Origin of the sequence: Lutibacter holmesii, assembly GCF_042679665.1 — a bacterium.
Taxonomy (GTDB): Bacteria; Bacteroidota; Bacteroidia; order Flavobacteriales; family Flavobacteriaceae; genus Lutibacter; species Lutibacter holmesii.
On sequence record NZ_JBHTMV010000001.1, the window covers coordinates 22,586 to 45,238 of the forward strand.

Here is a 22,653-nt window from a genome sequence, read left to right on the forward strand (position 1 = left end):
CTTTTTTTCTTATTTTTGATTTCTTAATGAAGCCAGTAGAACAAATAAAGCAACCAATTTTAAAAGAAATGGAACTCTTTGAATCTAAATTCAAAGATTCTATGGAAACTAAGGTTCCACTGCTGAACAGAATTACCCATTATATAGTTAGAAGAAAAGGAAAACAAATGCGACCAATGTTTGTTTTTTTGGTAGCTAAAATGGTTTCTAATGGGAAATTTGAAGAACGTACTTATCGTGGTGCTTCAATAATAGAGCTAATTCATACAGGATCTTTAGTGCATGATGATGTAGTAGATGATAGTAATAGAAGAAGAGGCTTTTTCTCTATAAATGCTTTGTGGAAAAATAAAATTGCGGTTTTAGTAGGTGACTTCTTGTTTTCAAAAAGTCTATTATTATCTTTAGATAATGATGATTTTGATTTATTGCGAATTGTTTCAAATTCATTAAAAGACATGTCTGAAGGTGAATTACTTCAAATTGAAAAAGCAAGGAAATTAGATATTACTGAAGAGGTTTATTTTGAAATCATTCGTCAAAAAACAGCTACTTTAATTGCTGCTTGTTGTGGGATTGGAGCAGCTTCTGTTGGAAGTGAAAAAGATGAAATTGAAAAAATGAGAACATTTGGAGAGTTAATAGGTATTGCTTTTCAAATTAAAGATGACTTGTTTGATTATACTGATGCGAAAATAGGAAAACCAACAGGAATTGATATTAAAGAGCAAAAGATGACACTTCCTTTAATTTATGCTCTAAATAATGCATCTAAAAAAGAACGTAAATGGTTGTTGAATTCGGTAAAGAAATACAACAAAAATAAAAAACGTGTTAAAGAAGTAATTGCTTTTGTAAAAGAAAAAGGAGGTATTGAATATACAACTTCAAAAATGAAAGAATACCAAGGCAAAGCTTTAGAAATTTTAAATACCTACCCAGATTCAGAATACAAAGATTCTTTATTAACTATGGTGAATTACGTTATTGAACGTAAAATTTAAGAGTACACTGGCGGTTTTTCTAACTCTAATAATTCTTCTAAATGTTTTCTTGAATTAGACAATCTAGGAACCTTGTGTTGTCCTCCTAATTTTCCTTTTTGTTTTAACCAGTTGTGAAATAATCCTTTTGAAGCAATATTTATTTTTGGCATGGCCAAAGTTAAATTGTTGTAACGTTTTGCTTCATAATCTGAGTTTATGTTTTTTAAAGAAGTGTCTAATATTTCTGTAAAATAGTTTAGGTTTTCTGGTTGTATTTTAAATTCTATTAACCATTCATGACCACCGCTTTTTTTATCTTTCATAAATATTGGAGCGGCTGTAAATTCAGAAATTTCGGCACCAGTTTTTAAACAAGCCAACTTTAAAGCTTCAGCAGCATTTTCTACAATTAACTCTTCACCAAAAACATTGATAAAATGTTTTGTTCTACCTGTAATTTTAATTCTGTACGGATTTAGCGATGTAAATTTAACGGTGTCTCCAATTAAATAACGCCATAAACCACTGTTTGTAGTAATTACAATTGCGTAGTTTGTGTGTAATTGTACATCTTCTAGAGCAATAGTTTCAGAGTTTTCGCCATCAAATTTATCCATTGGGATAAATTCATAAAAAATACCATAATCAAGCATTAGTAACATGTCAAAAGCATAATTTACATCTTGTATGGCAAAAAAACCTTCAGAAGCATTGTATGTTTCGTAGTATTTAAAATCTTCTTTCGGAATTAATTTTTTAAACTGTTCTCTATATGGGTTAAAGTTTACTCCACCGTGAAAATAAACCTCTAAATTAGGCCAAACTTCTAAAATGTTATTTTTTCCTGTTCTTTCTAAAACTCTATTTAATAAAACCAACATCCAAGAAGGAACACCAACTAAGCTTGTAATATCTTCGTTAATGGTTTCTTCAACCATTGCTGTCATTTTAGTTTCCCATTCTTCCATTAAGGCTATTTCTTGACTTGGAGTACTACTAAAATCTGCCCAAAATGGCATATTTTCAATAATTATAGCCGATAAATCACCAAAATAAGTGTGATTGTCTTCGTAAACACCGCTGCTTCCGCCAAGACGTAAACCTTTACCTGTAAATAGCTGTGCTTCTTCATTGTTATTGCAATACAAGCATAACATATCTTTCCCAGCTTTAAAATGGCAATCTTCCAAAGCTTCATCACTCACCGGAATAAATTTACTTTTTGCATTGGTGGTTCCGCTAGATTTTGCAAACCACTTTATATGCGTTGGCCAAAAAACATTTTGCTCTCCTTTGCGGGTGCGTTCAATTAAAGGTTCAATAGATTCGTATTGCTGAATAGGAACGTTTTGTTTGAATTCTTCATAAGATTTTATGGCGTAAAATTCATATTTTTTGCCTAGCTCAGTATCTTTTGCTTTTCTAATTAATTTATAAAGTAATTCCTTTTGTACTTCAATAGGGTATTTTAAAAAAAGCTCAACTTGGTGTTTTCGCTTTTTTAAAAACCAAGAAATTATTGAATTAACTATTGTAAATGGCATAATTTATTAAGTATCTTTATCCTGTTAAAAATAAGAAAAACTTTTATGCAATATCAAACTGTTTTAAAAAAAATGAAAACTGAGTTAAACGAGGAAGTTTCCTACTATTTAGATGTGGAAAACGACTTTTTAAATTTGAATCAGTTATTAGATCGTGAAATTGAAATTAGTTTTGAAGGATATGAATGTTTGTGTTGTGGAGAGGAAAAGAAAATTTTTAGACAAGGTAATTGTTATGAATGCTTTTATAAAAGTGCTGCAGTTGGAGATTGGATTATGAGACCAGAACTAAGCAAAGCTCATTTAGGAATTGAAGATAGAGACTTGGCTTATGAAAAAGAAGTTCAATTAAAACCACACATTGTATATTTAGCACTGTCAAGCAATGTAAAAGTTGGTGTTACTAGAAAAACGCAAGTGCCTACACGTTGGATAGATCAAGGAGCAACAAAAGCAATTGAAATTGTTGAAGTGCCAAATAGGTATTTGGCTGGTATTACCGAAGTTGCTTTAAAAGAATATGTTGCAGATAAAACTGTTTGGCAAAAAATGCTTAAAAATGAAGTTTTAGAAGCTGATTTAATTGCAGAACGTGAGAAAATTAAAGCGTATATTCCTGAAGAAGCTAAAGAATATTTTTTAGAAAATAATGGAAAGGTTACTGAAATTAACTATCCAGTGCTTCAATATCCTTTAAAAATTAAAACCTTAAATTTAGAAAAAACACCTTCGTATGCAGGGAAGTTAAAAGGTGTAAAAGGACAATATTTATTGTTTGAAGATAACACTGTTTTCAACGTTAGAAATAATGAAGGTTACAGAGTTGTTATAACGGTTAAATAAATAATTGAACTAGTTGTTGTCATAAAAAAGTTTTAAAATAATTTAATTTCTTCACCAGTTTTTAATTGAAATCTATTTCTAAAAAGGAATACTATCAGGTATAGTATTGGGGTGTCTAAAAGTGCAATAAGTACTTTAAATAAAAAGCCACTTAGTAATAAGGTTTTAAACAAACTCCAAGGTAATACACCAAAACTACATAGCAAAGTTATCACCGTTAACGTGTCTATAAACTGAGAAGAAAACGTTGAGAAATTATTTCGAAGCCATAAATGTTTTCCATTTGTTTTTCGTTTCCAAAAATGAAATATTCTAATATCTACAAACTGTGCAAATAGGTAAGCCAACATAGAGGCTAAAACGGCAATAGGAGAAAGCCCAAAAACTTTTGTGAATAAGACATTGTTAACAGGAGAGCTATCAATTGCAGGAGTGTAATTTGCTAATAATACAATTCCCATAGAAAAAAATGAAGCAAATATACCCGAAATTACAACTTGGTTAGCTTTCTTTTTACCATAAATTTCAGAAATGATGTCGGTAATTAAAAAGGTTATAGGGTAAGGTAAAATACCAACAGATAATTCAAAACGAAACCAACCAAACGGGTTCCAGTAAAAGAATTTTTGAAAAATTAAATTTGAAGCAACCAAAGCAGCAATAAACATGGAGGCTAAAATTAAATAAATAGTAAATGCTTCTGATTTTAGTTTTGAATTCATTTGTAGTATATTAACACGAATATAGTAAATTATTACTATTTTTGCCTTTTCAAATTTTAACAGAAACAAATACAATATGAAGGCATATATTTTTCCAGGTCAAGGAGCTCAATTCTCAGGAATGGGCTTAGATTTATATAATAATTCGCCGTTAGCGCAAGAATTGTTTGACAAGGCAAATAAAATTTTAGGGTTCAATATTACAGATATTATGTTTGAAGGAACTGCTGATGAGTTGAAACAAACAAAAGTAACACAGCCAGCAATTTTTTTACATTCAGTAATTTTAGCAAAAGTTTTAGGTGATGATTTTAAACCAGAAATGGTTGCAGGTCATTCTTTAGGTGAACTTTCTGCATTGGTGGCAAATGATGTTTTAACTTTTGAAGATGGCTTGAAATTAGTATCTAAAAGAGCTTTAGCTATGCAAAAGGCTTGTGAAGTTCAAGAATCTACTATGGCAGCTGTTTTAGGTTTAGAAGACGCTGTTGTTGAAGAAATTTGTGCAAGTGTTGATGGTGTTGTGGTTGCTGCAAACTACAATTGTCCTGGGCAATTAGTAATTTCTGGAGAGATTTCAGCAATTGATAAAGCTTGTGAATTATTAACAGAAAAAGGAGCAAGACGCGCTTTAAAATTACCTGTAGGTGGGGCGTTTCACTCTCCATTAATGGAACCTGCACGTGAAGAATTAGCTGCTGCAATTGAAGCAACAATTTTTAGTGAGCCTACTTGCCCAGTTTATCAAAATGTTGTGGCAAAAGCAGTAACAAGTCCTGCAGAAATTAAAGAAAATTTAATTTCTCAATTAACAGCACCAGTACGTTGGACACAATGTGTACAAGCGATGATTGCTGATGGTGGTACAGAGTTTGTTGAAGTTGGTCCAGGTAAAGTATTACAAGGGTTAATGCGTAAAATAGATAGATCTGTTGCTGCAAGCGGAGCATCTTTTTCTGCATAAAAAAAACTTATAAAAATTTATAGCCTCTGACTTGTCAGAGGCTTTTTTTTTGAAATTAATTGGTGTGTTTTGTAAGTAATGAGCGTTAGCGTAGACTAAAAAGTGAAAATAGATACAATGAGAAAAATAGTTACATTACTTTTTTTAGGTTTTTTATTAGTGAGTTGCACTACTAATGATGATGATTTAAGTTTAGATGCGAACGCTGAAATACTGATAGAAGAAGCAGAGAATTCAACTACTGTTTTATTTTCAGGTGATTTTGTTTCTGCAGCACATCCAACTTCAGGAATGGCAACAGTGAGTAGTGACGGTTCTACGTTAAATTTCACCAATTTTAAAACAGACGATGGTCCTAAATTATTGGTATATTTATCTACAGATCCGAACGCTTCGGAATTTGTTGATTTGGGTGATTTAAAAGGGATTGAAGGTGATTATTCTTATGCAATTCCAGAAGGAACAGATATTGTAAAGTATAAATTTGTGAATATTTGGTGTGTAGATTTTTCAGTAGGTTTTGGTCATGCTGAATTAAAAAATTAAGTAACAATTGTTGCGTATTAAAAAAAAGTAGTTACATTTGTAGCAGTAAAAAACGAAAAAATGACAATTAAGTTTAATAAAATGCGTAGAATGATGTGTAAAATTTACACTGAGGCTGCTATTGTTTAAAACTTAATAACATAAACATATAGGAACCTCTGAGAAATCAGAGGTTTTTTTTTACAAATATAATTAAAAAATGAAGTTTACTTTCCAAAAATCAATGACAAACCAAGGTATAATGTGTATGCGAATGATGCGTAACACAATGATATGGTATTGCCAAAAATAAATGGAAATTAAAATCTAAATAGATAAAAGTCCCTTTGGTAATACCTAAAACCAAAGGGACTTTTTTATTTAAATTTTAAAAAAACATAGACAAAAAAATACAATTATGAGTACTCAAAATATTTCAACACAAGCATTACACGCAGGACACGACACAAACGACACATTAGGAACAAGAGCAGTTCCAATTTACCAATCATCATCATACGTGTTTGATGATACAGAACACGCGGCTAATTTATTTTCATTAAAAGAATTAGGGTTTATTTATACACGATTAAATAACCCAACAAATGATATTTTACAAAAACGTTTAGCCGCAATTGAAGGCGGTATTGGAGCCGTTGTATTTGCATCTGGAACGTCAGCTATTTCTACAGGATTATTAACCTTATTAAAAGCAGGAGATCATATTGTTGCTTCAAGTAGTTTATACGGTGGAACATACACATTGTTAAGTGTAACATTGCCAAGATTGGGAATTACAACTACGTTTGTTGATGCTTCTAATCCTGAAAATTTTAAAAATGCAGTACAAGACAATACAAGAGCATTTTTTGTAGAATCTTTAGGGAATCCAAAATTAGATGTGCTAGATATTGAAGCTATTGCAGCACATTCAAAAGCAGCTGGCGTACCTTTTATTGTTGATAATACAGTAGCAAGTCCGGCGTTATTAAATCCAATTAAGCATGGTGCTAATTTAGTAATTCATTCATTAACAAAATATATTGGCGGACAAGGAAATTCTTTAGGAGGAGCCATTATTGATGCTGGTACTTTTGATTGGACCAATGGAAAATTTCCTGAGTTTACTGAGCCATCGGCAGGATACCACGGTTTGGTTTATAGTGAAGCTTTAGGAGCAGCAGCATTTACGTTTAAATTAATTTTAGAAGGATTGCGTGATTTTGGAGGAGCTTTAAGCCCGTTCAATGCGTTTCAAATAATTCAAGGATTAGAAACCTTACCAGTACGTATCAAACAGCACAGTGCAAATGCATTAGAATTGGCGCAATGGTTAGAAAGTAGAGAAGAAGTTGCTTGGGTAAATTATCCTGGTTTAGAAAGTAGTAAGTACAATGCTTTAGCTAAAAAATATTTACCTAAGGGGCAAAGCGGATTGGTAACTTTTGGTTTAAAAGGTGGTTTTGAAGCTGCTAAAAAAGTAACTGATGCAACTAAAATATTTTCGTTATTAGCAAATATTGGTGATACCAAATCATTAATAATTCATCCGGCAAGCACAACACATCAACAATTAACTGAAGAGCAGCAAGTATCTTCAGGTGTTACACAAGATTTAATTAGATTATCAGTTGGTTTAGAAGATGTTGAAGATTTAAAAAACGATTTAAAAGAAGCGTTTGTAAAAGCAAGTGAATAAGAAGGTTAATTTATTAAAAAACTATTGTACGAGAAATTTTTATTGCGTTAATTTGCAATCAGTTCATAAACTTATTGACTATTGTTATCAAGAAAGGCAGAGGGAATAGACCCGTTGAAGCCTTAGCAACCCTTTGTTTTTATAAAGAAGGTGCTAAATTCTACCCATTACGGATAGATAACTTAACGAAATTACTTCAAGTGATTTTCTGCATTTCTCATAACAATAATTTTTTAAGTACAAACAAGCCTGAAAAGGAAGTTATTTTAAATAATTATTGATGAATCAATTAAAACACATAACCCTCACTAATTTTATTTCTGAAAAAGGAATAAAAAATGAACGTATTCAACTTTCCTACGAAGTGTTTGGAAAGGAGTTGCATTCTGCGCCTATAATTTTGGTAAATCATGCATTAACTGGTAACAGTAATGTGGCTGGTGAAAATGGTTGGTGGATTGATGTTGTTGGTGAAAACAGAGTAATTGATACCAATTTTTATACAATAATTTCATTCAATATTCCTGGGAATGGATACGATGGTTTTGTAATTGAAAATTACAAAGATTTTGAAGCACGTGATATGGCAAACATCTTTTTATTAGGGTTAAAAGCTTTAAAAATTGATGGATTGTATGCCTTAATTGGTGGTTCTTTAGGTGGTGGAATTGCCTGGGAAATGGCAGTGATAAACCCTAATATTACAAAACATTTAGTGTTAGTGGCAACCGATTGGAAATCTACAGATTGGTTAATTGCAAACTGTCAAATTCAAGAGCAATTTTTAACAAATTCAAGCAATCCTGTGCATGATGCACGTATGCACGCTATGTTGTGTTACAGAACTCCTGAGTCATTTAAAGAACGTTTTCATCGTTCAAAAAATAATGATTTAGAGATTTTTAATGTAGAAAGTTGGTTGTTACATCACGGGAAAAAATTGCAGGAGCGTTTTCAGTTGTCAGCATATAAATTAATGAACCAACTGTTAAGATCTATTGATGTTACAAAAGGTAGAGATGCACACGTGTTAGATAGTATTAAAGCTAATATTCATATTGTAGGTGTTGATTCAGATTTGTTTTTTACGGCTGAAGAAAATAAAGAAACACACAAAAAATTGGCTTTAACGCATCCAAATGTTACGTACAATGAAATTAATTCGGTACACGGACACGATGCATTTTTAATAGAATACAAGCAATTAGGAAAAATTATAGAACCTATTTTTAATAAAAGTTCTAAAAATAAAAATATGAAAGTAGTAAAGTTTGGAGGGAAATCGTTAGCAAACGGTAAAGGTTTAAATAGTGTTTTAGATATTATTGAAACTAAAATTAAAAATAACGAAAAAATAGCTGTTGTTGTTTCAGCAAGAGGTAAAACTACCGATCATTTAGAGTCTATTTTAGAAAAAGCAAAAAGTAGTTTGCCTTATATAGAAGAATTTGAATTGGTGAAAAATTACCAATTAGATGCAGCTGCTGATGTTGATTTATCTGCAGAGTTTCAACTGTTAGATGAAATATTTAGAGGGGTAAATTTATTAGGTGATTATAGCCAAAAAGTAAAAGATCAAGTACTTTCGCAAGGAGAACTAATGGCGGCAAAAACAATTGCATTTTTGTTAAATAAGCAAGGAGTAAATGCTACGGTTGCAGATACAAGACAATTGATTAGAACAAACAATCAGTTTGGAAACGCTCAGCCTTTTGAAACAACTTCTGAAGAAAATGTAGTTGAATATTTTAGAACCCAGCCTGAAAATACTACGCAAATTATTACCGGTTTTATTGGTTCAAGTTTGCAAGGTGAAACAACTACTTTAGGAAGAAATGGAAGTAATTATACAGCTTCATTAATTGCCAACTTTTTAAATGCTGCTGAATTTCAAAATTACACGCACGTCGATGGAGTTTACACGGCAAACCCTGATTTGGTGGAGAATGCTCAAAAAATTGAAAAGTTAAGTTATCAAGAAGCCAATGAAATGGCCAACTTTGGAGCAAATATTTTACATGCAAAAACAATTATTCCATTAATTGAAAAAAATATTCCGTTAAGAATATTAAATACGTTTAATAATGATAATACAGGAACGCTTATAGGCTCTGAAACAGAACGTGGAGGAATTAAATCTTTGTCTGTTGATCAAGATGTGGCTTTGGTAAATTTAATTGGTAGAGGTTTATTAGGTAAAGTTGGTGTAGACGGTCGAATTTTTGGTGCTTTAGGAAAAGAGAAAATTAGCGTGAGTATTATTTCGCAAGGTTCTTCAGAAAGAGGAATTGGGTTTATTGTTGATGCGAAAGACGGATATAAAGCTAAAAAAGTTTTAGAAGAAGAGTTTAAAAATGAGTTTCAAAATAAAGATGTAAGTCAAATATATGTAACTGAAAATGTGTCGGTTATTTCAATTGTTGGGCAAAGTTTACATTCTTTCAATCAACCATACAGCGCATTAATTAAAAACCATATTACACCAATATTAATTAATAATACGGTTACTGGAGAAAATGTATGTTTGGTTGTAAAACAAACCGATTTAAACAAAGCGGTAAATGTGGTACACGGTGAAATTTTTGGAGTTTCAAAAAATATAAACATAGCTGTTTTTGGAAAAGGATTGGTTGGCGGAACGTTAATTAACCAAATTTTAAAGAGTAAAGAAACTATTATAAAAAGAAAGAACATTAACTTAAATATTTTTGCAGTTGCTAACTCGTCAAAAGTATTATTGAATAAAAATGGTGTTTCAGAAAGTTGGGAAAATGATTTGAAAGAGGCTACCGTTGAAAACAATGTTCAAACAATTATTAATTACGCAGAGGAAAATCATTTAGAAAATTTAATTGCTGTTGACAATACAGCAAATAGTGCTTTTGTTCAAAATTATATTGATTTGGTTGAAAACGGATTCGATTTAATTTCGTCAAATAAAATTGCAAATACTTTAGACTATGAGTTTTATAAAGAGTTGCGTAAAAAATTAAAAGAGAATAAAAAAGCATATTTATACGAAACCAATGTTGGCGCAGGTTTGCCATTAATTGATACCATAAAATTATTGCATGATTCAGGTGAAAATATCACACAAATTAGAGGTGTATTCTCTGGTTCATTAAGTTATTTATTTAACAATTTTTCAGTGCAAGACAGGCCTTTTAGTGAAGTGTTAAAAGAAGCAATTGAAAATGGGTATACAGAACCTGATCCGCGTGAAGATTTATGTGGAAACGATGTTGGACGTAAATTATTAATTTTAGCACGTGAACTTGACTTGCAAAATGAGTTTGAAGATGTAAAAATTGAAAATTTAATTCCTGAAGATTTAAGAGAAGGTTCTTCGGAAGAATTTTTAGGGAAATTAGCAGAAATGAATGCGCCTTATAAGGCAATAAAAGATGCACAAAAAGAAGGTCACGTATTAAGATATATTGGTGATTTGTCAGGAGATTTACAGCAAGATAAAGGTGTGTTAGAAGTAAAATTAATTTCAGTTCCTGCAAATAGTGCTTTGGGTCAAATTCAAGGTGCCGATGCAATTTTTGAAGTATTTACAGAATCATACGGAGAAAAACCAATTGTTATTCAAGGTGCCGGAGCCGGAGCAGCAGTTACCGCAAGAGGTGTATTTGGAGATATTTTACGATTGGCAGAAAAAAATTAAACATAAAAACAATAAACCTCACAGGTTTTAAAACTTGTAAGGTTTAAAATTAACTAACAACTACTTACTAAATGGATCATAAAAATTTTGAAACAGAAGCAATACGTACGCAAATTGAACGATCTCAATTTCAAGAACATACAACACCAATGTATGTAACTTCAAGCTTTGTATTTGATGATGCTGAAGATATGAGAGCTTCATTTACTGAAGAAAAAATTAAAAATATTTATTCGCGTTATAGCAATCCTAATACATCTGAATTTGTTGAAAAAGTGATGAAGATGGAAGGTGCAGAAGACGGGTATGCGTTTGCTTCAGGTATGGCGGCTATTTATTCAACCTTTGCTGCGTTGTTAAGTAGTGGTGATCATATTGTATCTGCTCGTTCAATTTTTGGTTCAACACATACATTGTTTACAAAGTATTTTCCGAAATGGAATATTTCAACGTCTTATTTTGATATTAATAATCCTGCTGAGATTGAAGCATTAATTACGCCTTCAACAAAAATATTATATGCAGAATCTCCAACAAATCCTGGAGTTGATATTATAGATTTAGAGTTGTTAGGTGCCATTGCAAAAAAGCATAATTTATTATTAATTATTGATAACTGTTTTGCAACACCTTACATTCAGCAGCCTATAAAATATGGTGCTGATTTAGTAGTGCATTCGGCTACAAAATTAATGGATGGACAAGGAAGAGTTTTAGGAGGAGTTGCAGTTGGAAAGGCAGAATTAATTCGTGAAATTTATTTGTTTGCCAGAAATACAGGGCCGTCTTTATCGCCATTTAACGCTTGGACATTGAGTAAAAGTTTGGAAACATTGGCAGTTCGTGTAGAAAAACATTGTGAAAACGCATTAAAAATTGCTGAGGTTTTAGAGAAGAGTGAATTTATTTCAAAAGTAAAATACCCATTTTTAAAATCGCATCCACAATATGAAATTGCTAAAAAGCAAATGAAATTAGGAGGAAACATTATTGCTGTTGAAGTAAAAGGTGGTATTGAAGCTGGTCGAAAGTTTTTAAATAGTATTAAAATGTGTTCATTATCAGCAAATTTAGGTGATACAAGAACTATTGTTACACATCCGGCATCAACTACACATAGTAAATTAAGTGAAGAAGAACGATTGGAAGTTGGTATTACACCAGGTTTGGTTCGTATTTCTGTAGGTTTAGAAAATGCAGATGACATAATTGAAGACATTGTTCAGGCATTAAAATCGTAATATTTTAAGGATTATTTTGTAATTAAATTAAAAGTTACGCGACTATTAATCTAAAAGTCTATCGATTTGGTAGGGTAAAGAAATAAATGTATGTTTGTACCCGAAAAAAAAGAATAATTAAAGCGTAATGATATTAGATCAATTTTTTGTTTCAGGTAAAACGAAGAAAGAAGATACTTTTGAAAAGGCAAAATCTTCAGAAAAACCGAAACGCAGTATTGTGAAGGCAATTAGTTGGAGGGTTTTAGGAACCGTAGATACTATGATAATTGCTTGGTTTATTACAGGAGAATTTACAATGGCATTATCAATAGGATCAATAGAAGTAGTTACAAAAATGGTTTTGTACTTTTTTCATGAAAGAATTTGGAATGTTATAAAATGGGGGAAATAATGAAAGATTTAAATTTAGAACAAATTAATAAAGATTTAAAAGATAAGTCGCCAGAGCAAATAATTGCTTGGGCTTTAAGTATTGCTAAAAATGCTTTAGTAACTACAAATTTTAGACCTTATGAAGTGGCTATTTTAAATGCTTGTACACAAGTAGATCCAAACATGAAAGTGATTTGGTGTGATACAGGTTATAATACGCCTCAAACGTATAAACACGCAAATGAGTTGATAAATTCATTAGAACTAAATGTTCATTTGTATGTTCCAAAGCAAACATCAGCTTACAGGGACGCTGTAATGGGAATTCCTCAAATTGAAGACCCAAATCACGCTATTTTTACTGAGCAAGTAAAACTAGAGCCTTTTAATAGAGCAATGGCTGAACATACACCAGATGTTTGGTTTACAAATTTAAGAGCAGGGCAAACTGCTTTTAGAAATAGTATTGATATTGTTTCTATGAGTAAAGATGGTTTGTTAAAAGTAAGCCCTTTTTATCACTGGTCAGATGAAAAGTTAGATGCTTATTTAGAAGAACGCAATTTACCAAATGAGTTCAAGTATTTTGACCCAACAAAAGTATTATCAAATAGAGAATGTGGATTGCATTCATAAAATAAGAGAGATGACAGAAAAGATTCAAATAAACGCACTTGAAAACGAAGCAATTTATATTTTTAGAGAAGTTGCTGCTCAATTCAAAAAACCAGTATTATTATTTTCTGGAGGAAAAGATTCTATTGTGTTGGTACGATTAGCGCAAAAAGCATTTTACCCTGCTAAAATTCCGTTTCCTTTAATGCATATTGATACAGGGCATAACTTTCCTGAAACAATTGCTTTTAGAGATAAATTGGTTGAAGAATTAGGTGTTGAATTAATTGTACGTAACGTACAAGATTCTATTGATCAAGGAAAAGTAAAGGAAGAGTCTGGAAAATATTCAAGTAGAAATATGTTGCAAACTACTACTTTATTAGATGCAATTGAAGAATTCAAATTTGATGCTTGTATAGGTGGTGCGCGTCGTGATGAAGAGAAAGCAAGAGCAAAGGAGCGTATTTTTTCAGTACGTGATGATTTTGGACAATGGGATGAAAAAAATCAACGCCCAGAATTATTTGATATGTTAAACGGTGAAATTGATTTTGGACAAAATGTACGTGTTTTTCCAATTTCTAACTGGACAGAATTAGATGTTTGGACATATATTGAGCGTGAAAATTTAGAAATTCCTTCAATTTATTTCGCTCATAAACGTCAAGTATTTTTAAGAGATGGCTTAATTTGGACAGCATCAGAGCACGTATACAGAGAAGATGATGAACTTGTAGAAGAACGTATGGTGCGTTTTAGAACTGTAGGAGATATGAGTTGTACCGCAGCGGTAGATTCTTATGCAACTACAATTAGTAAAGTAGTTGAAGAGATTAGAGATTCAAGTATATCGGAACGTGGAGCAAGAATTGATGATAAAAGATCTGAAGCTGCAATGGAAGAACGTAAGCAACAAGGGTACTTTTAAAATTTTCATTAGAAAATTTTGCTTTTAGCTTTTGGAATTTGGCCAAAAGCACATTTAAAAAATAATTATAAAATTAAGCCAGTAGCAAATTGCAAATGGCACATAGCTAAACATAAAAATGGAAGTTTTAAAAATAGCAACAGCAGGAAGTGTAGATGACGGAAAAAGTACTTTAATTGGTCGTTTGTTATACGATACAAAGTCATTAACAAGTGATAAATTAGAAGCAATTGAGCGTAGCTCAAAACAAAAAGGATACGATTATTTAGATTTTTCTTTAGCAACTGATGGTTTGGTTGCTGAGCGTGAGCAAGGAATTACAATTGATGTAGCACATATTTATTTTTCTACAGCTACAAAAAGTTACATTATTGCTGATACTCCTGGTCACATAGAATATACTAGAAATATGGTTACAGGAGCGTCAACTTCTCAAGTAGCTATTATTTTAATTGATGCACGTCACGGAGTAATAGAGCAAACATATCGTCACTTTTTTATCAATAATTTATTGAGAATTAAAGACGTAATTGTTGCAGTTAATAAAATGGATTTGGTTGATTTTTCAGAAGAAAGATACAATGAAATTAAAGCTGATTTTCAAAAAGTAGTTGAGAAAAGTGATTACGAAGATCAACAAATTACATTTATTCCAGTAAGTGCTTTAAAAGGAGACAATGTGGTTGAAGAGTCTACTAATATGGATTGGTATAAAGGGCAAACTTTACTGGAGCATTTAGAAAAAATTGACACAAAAGATGTGTACAATAGTGGTATAACACGTTTTCCTGTTCAATATGTAATTAGACCAAAAACTGAAGAATATCACGATTATAGAGGATACGCTGGAAAAGTATATGGTGGAGATATTTCAGTAGGTGATGAAATTGTAGTATTGCCTTCTGAAACAAAATCTAAAGTAAAAGAAATTTATTTTTACGATAAAAAATACGATACAGCAGCACGTAGATCTTCAATTACAATTACATTAGAAGATGATGTGAATGTAAGTAGAGGAGATATGATTGTGAAAGCAAATGAGTTGCCAAAGGTTGATAAGAAATTTACAGCAACCATTTCTTGGATGGATGGAAAATCATTACAACCAGGTTCAAAATATATTTTGCAGCACGGCGTAAATAAAGTGCTTTCAAAAGTAAGTGCTATACACAATAAAATAAATCCTGATTATTCTGGAATTGAAGAAGGAATTTCAAGTTTAGGAATGAATGATATCGCATCAGTTTCATTTCAATTAAATAAGCCAATTTTCTTTGATTCATTTAAAGAACATAGAACAAACGGAGCGTTTATTTTAATTGACCCACAAAGCAATAATACCGTTGGGGTAGGTTTTATTGATTAGGTTAATTATTTAAAAATCAAACATATAAATTTTATTTTGGCTCATTTTTAAACGTGGGCTTGGGATACAACAACTACTAACTAAAAAAATTACATACAATGCAAAGCTTTAGAAGCGAGATCGAAAATCCGATCGTCGAAAAAGACATTATTGACTTAGAGAAAAAAATTCAATTATTTTACAAAGGTGAAATAGATGAAGAACGTTTTAGAAGTTTACGTTTGGCTCGTGGTGTTTACGGGCAACGTCAGTTTGGTGTTCAAATGATTCGTATTAAGTTGCCTTATGGTAAATTAACCAGCGAACAACTACATAGAATTGCCAATGTTTCTGATGAATATTCTAGAGGTAGATTGCATATTACTACACGTCAAGATATTCAAATTCACCACGTAAGTTTAGATAGAACTCCTGAGCTTTGGGCTGAATTAGAAAAAGATGATATTACCTTGCGTGAAGCTTGTGGTAATGCAGTTAGAAACGTAACAGCAAGTGAAACTGCAGGTATTGATAAGGACGAACCTTTTGATGTCTCTCCGTATGCACACGCTACTTTTGAGTTCTTTTTACGTAACCCAATTTGTCAAGAATTAGGTCGAAAATTTAAAATTTCATTTTCTGGAACTGATAAAGATACCGCATTAAGTTTTATGCACGATTTAGGTTTTATAGCCAAAATTAAAGACGGTGTTGTTGGTTTTAAAGTGATGATTGGTGGTGGTTTAGGTTCTCAAGCTAGATTGGCTGATACTTTATTTGAATTTATTGAAGCTGATAAAATTATCCCTGTAACTGAAGCTGTTTTACGTGTGTTTGACAGATATGGTGAACGTTCTAAAAGAGCAAAAGCTCGTTTAAAATTCTTAATAAAAGATATTGGATTTGATGCGTTTGTAAAATTAGTTGAAGACGAGCAAAAAGCATTGTCGGTAACTTCATTTCCAATTGATACATCTAATTTTGATGCTGCTATTACTATTCCATCTGTTGAAATTCCTTCAGTAGAATTAGAAGATCAAAAAGCTTTTGAATCTTGGAAAAAAGCCAATGTAATTGAGCAAAAACAAGAAGGTTTTAGCGCTATTGGTATCAAAGTGCATTTAGGTGATTTTTACACAGATAAAGCAAGAATTTTAGCTGATTTGGTTAAGAATTATGCAGGAAATGAAATTCGTTTGTCATTGCGTCAAAATATCTTAATTCGTCACGTAAAAAATGAGTTGTTGCCATTTTTTTATGTGGAATTGCAAAAATTAGGTTTTGTTGAAGTAGGTTATGAAAGTACAATTGATATTACTTCTTGCCCAGGAACCGATACGTGTAATTTAGGTATTGCAAGTAGTACAGGTGCTTCTGCAGAGTTAGAGCGTGTACTAAAAACCGAGTTTCCTGAGTATGCAAACAATAAAGAAATTACCATTAAAATAAGTGGTTGTATGAACTCTTGTGGGCAACATACAATGGCGCATATTGGTTTTCAAGGAATGTCTATTAAATCTGGAAATTATGTTGCTCCTGCTTTGCAAGTGTTGTTGGGTGGAAGTGTTTTAGGGAATGGTGAAGGAAGAATTGCAGATAAGGTGTTGAAAATTCCAAGTAAACGTGGACCGCAAGCACTTCGCAGTATTTTAAATGATTATCAAGATAATGTTGAGGTTGATGAGTCGTTTATAAATTATTACGATCGTAAAGGAGAAATGTACTTTTATGATTTATTAAAACCATTGGCTGATACTTCAAATTTAGAACAATCAGATTTTATTGATTGGGGAAGTGAGCAAGCATATGAAAAAGCGGTTGGTGTTGGTGAGTGTGCAGGTGTAGTAATAGATTTAATTGCAACACTGTTGTTAGAAAGTGAAGAAAAATTAGATAATTCATCAGAAGCATTAAACTTAAAACAATACTCAGATAGTATTTATTACGCATATTCTAGCATTGTAAATTCAGCGAAAGCATTGCTAATTTCAGAAGGTAAAAAAACAAATACCCACGCAAAAATTATTACTGATTTTGAAGAAACATTTGCTTCAAAAATAGCGTTAAACGTACCTTTTTCAGACTTTATTTATCAAATTAAAAATAACGAACCAACTGAAGCGTTTGCACAAAATTATTTGATAGATGCGCAATTGTTTTACAAAAAAGTAGATGCTTATAGAGCACAAGTGATATCTGATGAAAACTAAAATTACACCAAAAGTAACCTTAATTGGTGCAGGACCAGGAGATCCAGATTTAATAACTGTAAAAGGAGTAAAGGCATTATCAAAAGCAAAAGTTGTTTTATATGATGCTTTAATTAATCGTGAATTGTTAGCATATGCTCCAAATGCAGAAAAGATTTTTGTGGGAAAAAGAAAAGATTTTCACAGGTATTCACAAGATGAAATAAATGAGTTAATTGTAAAAAGTGCTTTTGAATACGGTGATGCGGTTCGTTTAAAAGGTGGTGATCCTTTTGTGTTTGGAAGAGGTTCAGAAGAAGTCGATTATATTGAATCGTTTGGAATAGAAACTACGGTAATTTCAGGAATTTCATCATCAATGGCAGTACCTGCAAGTCAGGGAATTTCCTTAACAAAACGTGGCGTTTCAGAAAGTTTTTGGGTAATTACAGGAACAACTTCAGAAAGAAAATTATCAAATGATGTTTTTTTAGCGGCACAATCAACAGCTACGGTTGTTATATTAATGGGAATGAGTAAGCTGAGCGAGATAGTTACCATCTTTAAAAAATATAATAAATCTGAAGTGTCAACTGCAATCATTCAAAACGGAACAACCAAAAGTGAAAAGTTGGGATTGGGAACTATTGATACTATTGAAGAGGTAGTTGCTCATAAAAAATTATCATCACCAGCTATTATTGTAATTGGTGAAGTGGTGAAAGAAAGTACCAAATTTCGTTCGTTTTATGAAAATATTCGTTCAGAGGTTTTAAATTCAAAATAAATTAATAATCATTACTATATTTGTTTCTTGCTGAACTAATTTATTATGAATCAAAACGAGTTATACCCAATTTTTTTAAAAGTTGCCCAATTAAATGTATTAATAGTAGGTGGAGGAAATGTAGGTTTAGAGAAATTAACCTTCTTGTTAAAATCTAGTCCTAGTGCAAACGTAACTGTGGTAGCTCCTGAGTTTCATTCAGAATTGGTTGAACTAGCTAAAAATCATTCGGTTGAATTGATTCACGATGTTTATAATAGCTCTTATTTACAAGAAAAACATATGGTAATTGCTACAACTGATGTTGTAGCAGTTAATATTGAAGTTTATAAAGACTGTAAAGAGCGTTGTATTTTGGTGAATGTTGCAGACAATCCACCTTATTGTGATTTTTATATGGGAGGAATTGTAACTAAAGGAAATATAAAAATTGCCATTTCTACCAATGGAAAATCGCCAACTTTGGCAAAACGTTTGCGTCAGTTTTTTGAAGAAGTAATTCCAGAAAATATTGATGATTTGGCTCAAAATTTGAATGCCTTCAGAAAAACAATAAAAGGAGATTTTCAAGATAAAGTAGACACTTTAAATACACTTACCAAAGGAATTATTAACAAGAATCAATAGTTTTTTAGGTGTTTTAAAAATAAAAACGGAACTATTTTTATTATTACTTCAATATTCAAGTTTTTTAATTTGGATATTGAAGTTTTTTACTTAAAAAAGTAATCATATTTAATGATTTATTTAAAAATGGAATATTATAATCAGTAGAAAGAGATTATTATTGAAATATTCTTAATTTTAAGAAATCTATATTTTAGCTGTTTTTTAAATAAAAATAGCCTTAATAAATAATGTTTTTAAATATATCTTATGGCTTTAAAAATTGTAATTTCTCATAAAACAAAGTATAAATACGACAGACCAGTTTCATTATCTCCTCATATTTTTAGATTAAGGCCAGCACCTCATAGTAGAACGCCTATAGAATCGTATTCATTAAAAATAAAACCTGAAGATCATTTTTTCAATTGGCAACAAGATCCTTTTGGAAATTATCAGGCTCGCGTTGTTTTCCCAGAAAAAACAACTGAAATGTCTATTGATGTAGAGATAATAGCAGATTTAAAAACTATAAATCCATTTGACTTTTTTGTAGAGGAAAGTGCTGAAGAATACCCTTTTGAATATTCAGATGATTTAAAAAAAGAATTACATCCTTATTTAGAAATAAATGATAGCAGTGATTTGATCAATGATTTTGTAAAGTCTGTTGATTACACACCAAGAAAAACAATTTATTTTTTAATAGATTTAAATCAAAAAGTATACAACTATTTAAGTTATAACATAAGAATGGAGCCAGGTGTGCAAACACCAGAAGAAACATTGCAATGTAAAACAGGTTCTTGTAGAGACTATGCTTGGTTGTTGGTAGAAGCTGCACGTCATTTAGGTTTTGGTGCTAGGTTTGTTTCAGGTTATATTGTGCAATTAAAAGCTGATGAAGAATCTTTAGATGGACCTTCTGGTCCTTCAGAAGATTTTACTGATTTGCACGCGTGGGCAGAAATATATTTGCCAGGCGCAGGTTGGATTGGTTTTGATGCCACTTCTGGTTTGTTAGCAGGTGAAGGACATATTCCTTTGTCGTGTACACCACATTACGATAGTGCTGCTGCAGTTACAGGATTGTCTGATAAATGTGAAACTGAATTTGAATTTGAAAATTCAGTAACAAGAATATTAGAATCTCCACGCGTAACAAAACCTTATACACAAGAGCAATGGAAAGCCATTGAAAAATTAGGTCATAAAGTAGAGAAGCATTTAGAAAAAGAAGATGTGCGTTTAACTATGGGTGGAGAGCCTACATTTGTATCTATAGACGATATGGAATCTCCAGAATGGAATACGGATGCTGATGGACCACATAAAAGAAAACTAGCAGATGATTTAACAAAACGTCTTTTGGAAAAAGTTGCCAAAGGAGGAATGTTACATCATGCACAAGGGAAATGGTATCCAGGAGAGCCATTGCCAAGGTGGGAAATTCAGCTGTATTGGAGAAAAGACGGTAAAAAAATATGGCATAATGAAAAGTTACTTTCTTGCTTAGCTGTAAATTCACATGTTGAAGAAGGAAGTGATAAATTGTTTTTAGATACGTTAACCAAGTATTTAAATGTTACAAATGAGCATGTGATTCCTACGTACGAAGATGCATTTTATATGCTGTGGGAAGAAGGAAATATACCTGTAGATATAGATATAACAAAAGAGAATAGTGAAGATTTAGTAAGAGAACGATTGGCTCAAATTCTAGAGCAAGGAACAAATAAAGCAGTTGGTTATGTGTTGCCATTAAATAAATCAGGAGATCAATGGTTTACTAGTGAGTGGGTGTTTAGAAGAAAACATATGTTTTTAACTCCGGGAACTTCTCCAATAGGGTTGAGGTTGCCTTTAAGTTCATTAGAAGCTAAACCAGAGTATGGTGTTTTTCCGGTATACGAACCAGATTTATTTAAAGCTAGAAAAAGATTGCCGAGCTTTAAAAGATTGGTAAGTATTAGGTATAAAGATTTTTGCGCAAATGGATTAGATGTAAATAAACCTAAGTTTTTTGTGCGTACAGCAATTTCTGCTGAAATTAGAGATAATAAACTGTATTTATTTTTACCACCTTTAGATTCTATAGATGCATTTTTAGATTTAATAGCTTCTATTGAAGCTACGTCAAAAGAGTTGAATATTCCTGTAATATTAGAAGGGTACAATCCGCCACATGACAATAGAGTAGAGTCTATGAAAATTACGCCAGATCCTGGTGTAATTGAAGTAAATGTTCACCCAATGAAAAGTTGGGGAGAATTGGTAGAAAACACCATGAATTTATATGATGAAGCTAAAAAATGTAGGCTAGGTACAGAAAAGTTTATGTTAGATGGTAAGCATACAGGTACCGGTGGAGGAAATCACGTGACTTTAGGAGGTACTACTCCTGCCGATAGTCCGTTGTTACGTAAGCCAAGTTTACTACGAAGTTTATTAACTTTTTGGCAACATCATCCAGGTTTAACCTATTTGTTTTCAGGTTCGTTTGTTGGTGCTACTAGTCAGGCACCAAGAATTGATGAAGCTAGAATGGAAAACTTATATGAGTTAGAAATTGCATTTAGTCAAATTCCAAAAGATGGCGAAGTTCCATTTTGGTTAACAGATCGTTTGTTTAGACATTTATTGACAGATTTAACTGGAAACACGCATAGAGCTGAGTTTTGCATAGATAAATTATATTCACCAGATTCTTCTACCGGACGTTTAGGGATTTTAGAATTGAGAGGTTTTGATATGCCTCCGCATCCACAAATGAGTTTGGTGCAAATGTTATTGGTGAGAGCATTGGTTGCTTGGTTCTGGAAAAGACCATATGAACATGATTTAGTGCGTTGGGGAACAGAATTACATGATAAATTCTTAATAGAGCATTTTGTACGTGAAGATATTAAAGATATTGTACAGCAATTAAATAAAGCAGGTTATAAGTTTCAGGAAGATTGGTTTGATCCATTTTTCGAATTTAGATTTCCGCTACATGGTATGGTGGATATTAATGATATTCATATGGAGTTGAGAGCCGGTATAGAACCTTGGAATGTATTAGGAGAAGAAATGACAGGTGGTGGAACGGCAAGATACGTAGATTCTTCATTAGAACGTTTACAAGTAAAAGTGTCTAACTTTGTAAGTGAAAGGTATGTGCTTACTTGTAATGGTGTAAAAGTGCAATTGCAACCAACTAGAACTAAAGGAGAGTTTGTAGCTGCTGTTCGTTATAAAGCTTGGGATCCGCATTCTGCATTACATCCAACAATAGGAGTAGATACGCCGCTAGCATTTGATATTGTAGATACATGGAATAGAAAATCTATTGGAGGTTGTAAATATTTTGTAGCTCATCCAGGCGGAAGATCATACGAAACGTTCCCAGTAAATAGTTTTGAAGCAGAGTCTAGAAGAATAAATAGATTTTGGGATATTGGAGAAACACAAACAGATGTAGATGTTATTGAAGAAATAACAGCAAGTGAAGTTGCTGCACCTACTAGAACTGTTGAGGAACAGGGAAGTAAAAAGAAATTTAGATTTAAAACGATTCCTGTTGACTCAGAATTTCCAAATACCTTAGATTTGCGTAAAAAATAAGAATA

General features: G+C 31.9%; 17 protein-coding genes and 1 riboswitch. Of the genes, 15 read left to right on the forward strand and 2 right to left on the reverse strand.

Going from position 1 to position 22,653, the window contains the following annotated elements; genetic code table 11:
- The first annotated feature begins 26 nt into the window (after positions 1 to 26).
- On the forward strand, positions 27 to 1,004 hold the full coding sequence (locus ACFQ5N_RS00120) for a polyprenyl synthetase family protein (protein WP_386806726.1): 978 nt from the start codon (positions 27 to 29) through the stop codon (positions 1,002 to 1,004).
- Here ACFQ5N_RS00120 and ACFQ5N_RS00125 read toward each other — a convergent pair.
- Positions 1,001 to 2,530: a GH3 auxin-responsive promoter family protein gene (locus tag ACFQ5N_RS00125; RefSeq protein ID WP_386806728.1), complete on the reverse strand. Its 1,530-nt coding sequence runs from the start codon at positions 2,528 to 2,530 to the stop codon at positions 1,001 to 1,003. The genes ACFQ5N_RS00120 and ACFQ5N_RS00125 overlap by 4 nt on opposite strands.
- A gap of 45 nt (positions 2,531 to 2,575) precedes the next feature.
- On the opposite strand from ACFQ5N_RS00125, the gene ACFQ5N_RS00130 reads away from it, so the two are divergent.
- Positions 2,576 to 3,373, forward strand: coding sequence for a DUF2797 domain-containing protein (locus tag ACFQ5N_RS00130; protein ID WP_386806730.1), 798 nt, complete (start codon positions 2,576 to 2,578; stop codon positions 3,371 to 3,373).
- A 32-nt stretch (positions 3,374 to 3,405) separates the two neighbouring features.
- On the opposite strand, the gene ACFQ5N_RS00135 is transcribed toward ACFQ5N_RS00130, so the two are convergent.
- A complete protein-coding gene (locus tag ACFQ5N_RS00135) occupies positions 3,406 to 4,095 on the reverse strand; it encodes a queuosine precursor transporter (protein WP_386806732.1) in 690 nt (229 codons plus the stop codon).
- 76 nt (positions 4,096 to 4,171) lie between these two features.
- On the opposite strand from ACFQ5N_RS00135, the gene fabD reads away from it, so the two are divergent.
- The 13 genes from fabD to ACFQ5N_RS00200 all read left to right on the forward strand — a co-directional run bounded on the left by fabD (position 4,172) and on the right by ACFQ5N_RS00200 (position 22,648).
- Positions 4,172 to 5,059 carry an ACP S-malonyltransferase gene (gene fabD, locus ACFQ5N_RS00140; protein ID WP_386806733.1) on the forward strand — a complete coding sequence of 296 codons (888 nt, stop codon included), beginning with the start codon at positions 4,172 to 4,174 and terminating at the stop codon, positions 5,057 to 5,059.
- A 117-nt stretch (positions 5,060 to 5,176) separates the two neighbouring features.
- Positions 5,177 to 5,605, forward strand: a complete 429-nt coding sequence (locus tag ACFQ5N_RS00145) for a DM13 domain-containing protein (RefSeq protein WP_386806734.1) — start codon at positions 5,177 to 5,179, stop codon at positions 5,603 to 5,605.
- 397 nt (positions 5,606 to 6,002) lie between these two features.
- Positions 6,003 to 7,283, forward strand: a complete 1,281-nt coding sequence (locus ACFQ5N_RS00150) for an O-acetylhomoserine aminocarboxypropyltransferase/cysteine synthase family protein (RefSeq protein WP_386806735.1) — start codon at positions 6,003 to 6,005, stop codon at positions 7,281 to 7,283.
- Between the two features lie 81 nt (positions 7,284 to 7,364).
- A riboswitch (SAM riboswitch) is annotated at positions 7,365 to 7,467 on the forward strand.
- 93 nt (positions 7,468 to 7,560) lie between these two features.
- Positions 7,561 to 10,953 carry a bifunctional aspartate kinase/homoserine dehydrogenase I gene (gene thrA / locus ACFQ5N_RS00155; RefSeq protein WP_386806736.1) on the forward strand — a complete coding sequence of 1,131 codons (3,393 nt, stop codon included), beginning with the start codon at positions 7,561 to 7,563 and terminating at the stop codon, positions 10,951 to 10,953.
- Between the two features lie 71 nt (positions 10,954 to 11,024).
- Positions 11,025 to 12,194, forward strand: a complete 1,170-nt coding sequence (locus tag ACFQ5N_RS00160) for a trans-sulfuration enzyme family protein (protein WP_386806737.1) — start codon at positions 11,025 to 11,027, stop codon at positions 12,192 to 12,194.
- Positions 12,195 to 12,321: 127 nt separating this feature from the next.
- Entirely contained in the window at positions 12,322 to 12,588 is a 267-nt protein-coding gene (locus tag ACFQ5N_RS00165; protein ID WP_386806739.1) for a DUF2061 domain-containing protein, read from the forward strand.
- A complete protein-coding gene (locus ACFQ5N_RS00170; RefSeq protein ID WP_386806740.1) occupies positions 12,588 to 13,205 on the forward strand; it encodes a phosphoadenosine phosphosulfate reductase domain-containing protein in 618 nt (205 codons plus the stop codon). Before ACFQ5N_RS00165 ends, ACFQ5N_RS00170 begins: the two co-directional genes overlap by 1 nt.
- 10 nt (positions 13,206 to 13,215) lie before the next feature.
- Positions 13,216 to 14,115 (forward strand): sulfate adenylyltransferase subunit CysD, encoded by a 900-nt coding sequence (gene cysD, locus ACFQ5N_RS00175; RefSeq protein WP_386806742.1) that lies wholly within the window; start codon positions 13,216 to 13,218, stop codon positions 14,113 to 14,115.
- A 118-nt stretch (positions 14,116 to 14,233) separates the two neighbouring features.
- The gene (locus tag ACFQ5N_RS00180; RefSeq protein WP_386806744.1) at positions 14,234 to 15,481 is read left to right on the forward strand and encodes a sulfate adenylyltransferase subunit 1; all 1,248 of its coding nucleotides are present in this window, start codon (positions 14,234 to 14,236) and stop codon (positions 15,479 to 15,481) included.
- 98 nt (positions 15,482 to 15,579) lie between these two features.
- Positions 15,580 to 17,670, forward strand: a complete 2,091-nt coding sequence (locus ACFQ5N_RS00185; protein WP_386806745.1) for a HEPN domain-containing protein — start codon at positions 15,580 to 15,582, stop codon at positions 17,668 to 17,670.
- Positions 17,660 to 18,436: a uroporphyrinogen-III C-methyltransferase gene (gene cobA, locus ACFQ5N_RS00190; RefSeq protein ID WP_386806746.1), complete on the forward strand. Its 777-nt coding sequence runs from the start codon at positions 17,660 to 17,662 to the stop codon at positions 18,434 to 18,436. The genes ACFQ5N_RS00185 and cobA overlap by 11 nt, the downstream gene beginning before the upstream one ends.
- Before the next feature lie 45 nt (positions 18,437 to 18,481).
- Positions 18,482 to 19,063, forward strand: a complete 582-nt coding sequence (locus ACFQ5N_RS00195; protein WP_386806747.1) for a precorrin-2 dehydrogenase/sirohydrochlorin ferrochelatase family protein — start codon at positions 18,482 to 18,484, stop codon at positions 19,061 to 19,063.
- Positions 19,064 to 19,312: 249 nt separating this feature from the next.
- Positions 19,313 to 22,648, forward strand: a complete 3,336-nt coding sequence (locus tag ACFQ5N_RS00200; protein ID WP_386806748.1) for a transglutaminase family protein — start codon at positions 19,313 to 19,315, stop codon at positions 22,646 to 22,648.
- Positions 22,649 to 22,653 lie beyond the last annotated feature (5 nt).